Here is a 4,977-nt window from a genome sequence, read left to right on the forward strand (position 1 = left end):
AAATGAAACTAAAATCCCTTCTGCTAACATAGAGAAGGTGATTTCTGAAAAAGACTTTTGGCTGTTATATCTCCAACAGAAAGGAAGCTTTATATATGTTCAAAAAGATATTTTTTATTTAAAAACTGATATGAATGATTTTAACAATCTATTAATGATGGAAGAATAATATGATACGTTTTTTTGTGTTTTACTGTCTTTTAAGTACAGTTATTTCTTGCAAACAAAAAGATAACACTGCAAAGAGCCTTACATATCCTTCTGAGGAAAACGCTATAATAATCGAGTCTTTGGAGATTTTTAATCTGCCAAGCCGTAATGCAGAAGAAAAGATAGATGACATCAAACTCTTTAAAGATAACCCAGAGTTTGTCTCTAATGGATTTGATTTTTCCACAGGAAAACCCCATGCTCACGGTTGTTATAACGCACAAAAATTCAAAGTAAACAATCACTTAGGTGATGATTGGAATGGCATTAGTGGTGGAAACAGTGATTTAGGCGACGCCATTTATACGCTAGCAAATGGTTATATTAGAGAGATAAAAGATTATAAAGGTGGATGGGAAAATGTGGCGAGAATTGTTCATCTCCACGATAAGAAACTATACGAATCATGATATGCACATTGCGATACTATTTTAGTAACTCCAAACACGTTCATAAAAAAAGGCGAACAGATAGCCACCACAGGGAACTGTGATGGCACATATCTAATACATTTACATCTAGAAATCAGAAATGAAATAGATGTAGAAATTGGTGCAGGATATTCAGCAGATATAACTGGCTATTTGAACCTTACAAATTTTATAAATAAAAACAGAAATTAATTGGCAAAAATTCTACCATTTAAAGCAGTACGTCCAACCCGTGACAAAGTAAGTCTTGTGGCAGCACGTTCGTATCAAAGTTATACTATCGAGCAACGCGAGGCACGTTTGCGTGATAATCCATTTTCATTTTTACATATCGTTAATCCAGGTTATAAATATGATAAGGAAATTTCTGGCAAGGATCGTTACGATTTAGTTAGAAACCGCTATTTAGAATTTAAAGAAGATTCCATTTTTGTTCATGATGAAAAACCAAGCTATTATATTTATAAAATTGTAAATAGAGATCAGCAAGTTTTCAATGGTATTGTCGCTGCAGCAAGTGCTGAAGATTATGAAAATGACATTATCAAAAAACATGAAGACACTATAGAATATCGTGAGCGTATTTTTAAGGATTATTTAAAAACTGTGGGGTTTAATGCAGAGCCTGTACTCCTCACCTACCCAGACAATCAAGTGATTTCAAACATTATTAAAGAAACACAAAAAGAGCGTGCAGAGTTTGAATTCACGACCACATACCGTGACACTCATTATCTGTGGAAATTAGAAACCCCCAGTATAATTGCCTCTATACAAAAAGAATTTGAACAGATGCCAACCATTTATATTGCAGATGGTCACCATCGTTCTGCGTCTTCCTATTTACTATATAAAGAAGAAAAGGAGCAAAATCCTAATCATACTGGTCTTGAATCTTATAATAAATTTATGACATTTCTAATTCCAGAGTCTGAATTATGTATTCACGAATTTAATAGATTAGTTAAAGATTTAAATGGATTATCTAAAGAAGAATTCTTAATACAATTAGATACAATTTTTAGAATTGAAAACAGAGGGGTTATGCTATATAAACCCTCAAAGAAACACCATTTTAGTATGTACTTAGATGGCGAGTTTTACTCTTTATATTTGCGGAAGACGTTGTACAACTTCAAAACAGCGTTAGAGGCATTAGACGCTCAAATCTTATACAACACTATTTTACAACCCATATTGGGAATTGAAGATTTACGTAATGATGATCGCATCAATTATATCAACGGAAAGAAAGATGTTATCAACTTAAAAAGCGCTATAGATTCTGGTGATTTTGCTGTTGGTTTTGGCATGGTTCCTGTAGATATTACTGAGATCAAACAAATCTCAAACGAAGGACTTAAAATGCCTCCAAAGAGCACATTTATCGAGCCTAAACTGAGAAGTGGTGTCACTATTTATGAGTTTTAACCTAATTCATGCTAAGGTAGGAATCTCTTATTCAAAATGACCAGTAATTATTTAGCCTCCCAAATTAAAATTAACACAGAATGAAATACAATATTTTTTATATGATATCATTTTCTATTGTACTCTATTCATGCAAAACACAAAAAATAGAAGAACCTGAAAAGATAAGTTGTAGAACTTATCAAATTGAAGATCTAAAGCAGGTAAGTTATCATGAGAGGTTTATTGAGGATATTTTTAATAAATCTTTTAATGAAGTTCGGTTTTGTAATTACCATCCAAGTATAATAGCTGAAATAACTTATGAAAAATCTGGTAAATGGAATAAAATTATAAGAACAGGCAAAAAGAAACCTTCAATTTTACTATGGAATAACATTTATATTGAAGGCATTGGTAAACCTCTGAATTTTGCAACCACAACTTATGACGATAAATTCTCAGCAGTTATGATTTTTGATGATGAAGGAAACGATATGTTATCCAACACTTCTGGCAAAAAAGTTTTCTTAATAAATTATTTAATTTATGAAATAAATAGTTATGATAAAATACATAAATCAGATTACAGTAAAGAAAGTTGGAAGGTTATAAATCTTAAATCATATAAAAAACATCATTTCAAAGACAATTATATAGATTAGTAACTAAAACAACTTCACAACAAACAACAAACAACAAATGAACATAAAAGAAAGCCTAAACAACATAACATCACAAATCCCTGAAAAAGTCGCACTAGTTGCAGTTTCAAAGACCAAACCTGTAAGTGATTTAATGGAAGCCTACAATGCTGGTCAACGCATTTTTGGAGAAAATAAAATCCAAGAAATGGCAGACAAGTATGAACAAATGCCAAAAGACATTAAATGGCACATGATCGGTCATGTACAACGTAACAAAGTTAAATACATGGCTGAGTTTGTGAGTTTAATTCATGGGGTAGATAGCTTTAAATTACTTAACGAAATTAATAAACAAGCAGTAAAGTTTGATAGGGTTGTCAATTGCTTACTTCAAATAAAAATCGCCGAAGAAGATAGCAAATTTGGAATGTCAGCTCAAGATGCTAAAGAACTATTAATTTCCGAAGAGTTTAAAAAATTAAAAAACATCAAAATTACTGGTCTCATGGGAATGGCTACATTTACGGATGACAATGAACAAGTAGAACAAGAATTTAAAAAGCTAAAAACCACATTCGACGATTTAAAATCATTACAACTTGCTAGCTGTGAACTAGAAATTATTTCTATGGGAATGAGTGGTGATTTTAAATTAGCAATTGACTGCGGAAGTAACATGATTAGAGTTGGAAGTAGTATATTTGGCGCACGTAATTAGAGTCATAAAAACACATTAAGAGTATTAACTTATTGCTTTGGCATTTGTGCCTTTGCAACGAAAAAACAAACAAGAAACATCTACGCAATACTAGACATAGAAACTACTGGAGGAAAGTACAATGAAGAAGGCATAACAGAAATTGCTATCTATAAATTTGATGGACATCAAGTTGTGGATACATTTATAAGTCTTGTAAATCCAGAACGTGACATACAACCTTTTGTGGTTAACCTTACAGGTATTAACAGTAAAATGCTTAAAAGTGCTCCTAAATTTTATGAGGTCGCTAAGCGCATTGTAGAAATCACAGAAGATTGCATTATTGTAGCACACAATTCACAATTTGATTATAGAATTTTACGCACAGAATTTAAAAGATTAGGATTTCCATTTATAAGAAAGACACTTTGTACAGTAGAGCTTTCAAAACAATTAATTCCAGACCAAGCGTCTTATAGTTTAGGCAAATTAACACGTGCTCTAGGGATTCCTGTAAGTGATAGACACCGCGCTAATGGGGACGCTATGGCTACTGTGAAATTGTTTAAAATACTACTATCTAAGGATCTAGAAAAGCAGATTATTAAAGATAATATTAAGCTCGATATAACCAAACGATTACATAATACTCATAAAACCATAATTGATGGCTTACCTTCTATTACTGGAGTCTATTACATACATGATGACAAAGGAGATATTATTTATATTGGAAAGAGTAAAAACATAAAACATCGTATCAATCAACATTTGACTAACACCAGTTCAAAATCTAAGAAGCTTCAATTACTGGCAAAGACGGTCACCTACGAGGCTACTGGAAGTGAATTAATTGCTTTATTAAAGGAAAGTGAAGAAATTAAACGCAATAATCCTAAGTTTAATAGGGCTTTAAAACAGACCGTATTTACTCATGGCCTTTTTAGTTATACTGATAACGACGGTTATATACATTTAAATATTGCAAGAATAAACAGTGAAGAAATACCTATTACTACATTTAGTAATCTTCAAAGTGCTAAAAGTTTTATTCATCGTATAGTAGAAGAGTATCGTCTGTGTCAAAAACTAACAGGTATAAGTACATCAAAAAATGGTTGTTTTGATTATACCATAAAAAAATGTGCAGGTGCTTGCTTACTTGAAGAAACACCAACAGAGTATAATTTAAGGGTGAATCAACTCATTGCTAAAAATAGTTATGCCAATCAAAACATGATTATTATAGATCAAGGCCGAGAAATAGACGAAAAAAGTGTGATTTATATAGAAAACGGAACTTTCAAGGGGCTTGGTTTTTATGATCTTAATCATCAAATTAATAATACAAAAGTCTTAGAATCTATTATAACACCTATGGAAAACAATAGGGATACTCAACATATTATCCAAAGTTATTTGAGAAGAAATAAGAGAGTTAAAACCATAGTTCTATAAACCTACTGCATGCTCATGTCACAATTTTTAAAGTTTATCTTAATCCTGCTTATATCGATACCCCTAAATGCTCAATCTGGGTTTAACTCTGAAGGTTTTGAGGTCACAAAACAAGATATAG

At 31.7% G+C, this 4,977-nt stretch carries 5 protein-coding genes and 1 pseudogene; all 6 read left to right on the plus strand.

From position 1 onward, the window contains the following. Window positions 1-170: 170 nt before the first annotated feature. The 6 genes and pseudogenes from ACJAZK_RS14685 (at window position 171) to ACJAZK_RS14710 (ending at window position 4,856) form a co-directional block, all read left to right on the plus strand. Window positions 171-620: a hypothetical protein gene (locus tag ACJAZK_RS14685; RefSeq protein ID WP_415224690.1), complete on the plus strand. Its 450-nt coding sequence runs from the start codon at window positions 171-173 to the stop codon at window positions 618-620. A 12-nt stretch (window positions 621-632) separates the two neighbouring features. Next, window positions 633-833, plus strand: a pseudogene (locus ACJAZK_RS14690) (M23 family peptidase); the annotation flags it as partial. Next, window positions 834-2,072, plus strand: a complete 1,239-nt coding sequence (locus tag ACJAZK_RS14695; protein ID WP_415224691.1) for a DUF1015 domain-containing protein — start codon at window positions 834-836, stop codon at window positions 2,070-2,072. An 80-nt stretch (window positions 2,073-2,152) separates the two neighbouring features. Further along, window positions 2,153-2,716, plus strand: a complete 564-nt coding sequence (locus tag ACJAZK_RS14700) for a hypothetical protein (protein ID WP_415224692.1) — start codon at window positions 2,153-2,155, stop codon at window positions 2,714-2,716. A 37-nt stretch (window positions 2,717-2,753) separates the two neighbouring features. Continuing rightward, window positions 2,754-3,416 carry a YggS family pyridoxal phosphate-dependent enzyme gene (locus tag ACJAZK_RS14705; protein ID WP_415224693.1) on the plus strand — a complete coding sequence of 221 codons (663 nt, stop codon included), beginning with the start codon at window positions 2,754-2,756 and terminating at the stop codon, window positions 3,414-3,416. Between the two features lie 78 nt (window positions 3,417-3,494). Continuing rightward, complete coding sequence (locus ACJAZK_RS14710; protein WP_415224694.1) at window positions 3,495-4,856, plus strand: exonuclease domain-containing protein; 1,362 nt, start codon at window positions 3,495-3,497, stop codon at window positions 4,854-4,856. Window positions 4,857-4,977 lie beyond the last annotated feature (121 nt).

Origin of the sequence: Psychroserpens sp., assembly GCF_047633235.1 — a bacterium.
Classification (GTDB): Bacteria; Bacteroidota; Bacteroidia; order Flavobacteriales; family Flavobacteriaceae; genus Psychroserpens.

Bases quoted from the DNA above. Each gene is read 5' to 3' on its own strand.
- ACJAZK_RS14685 (WP_415224690.1), top strand. From the start codon at position 171: ATGATACGTTTTTTTGTGTTTTACTGTCTTTTAAGTACAGTTATTTCT.
- ACJAZK_RS14700 (WP_415224692.1), top strand. From the start codon at position 2,153: ATGAAATACAATATTTTTTATATGATATCATTTTCTATTGTACTCTAT.
- ACJAZK_RS14705 (WP_415224693.1), top strand. From the start codon at position 2,754: ATGAACATAAAAGAAAGCCTAAACAACATAACATCACAAATCCCTGAA.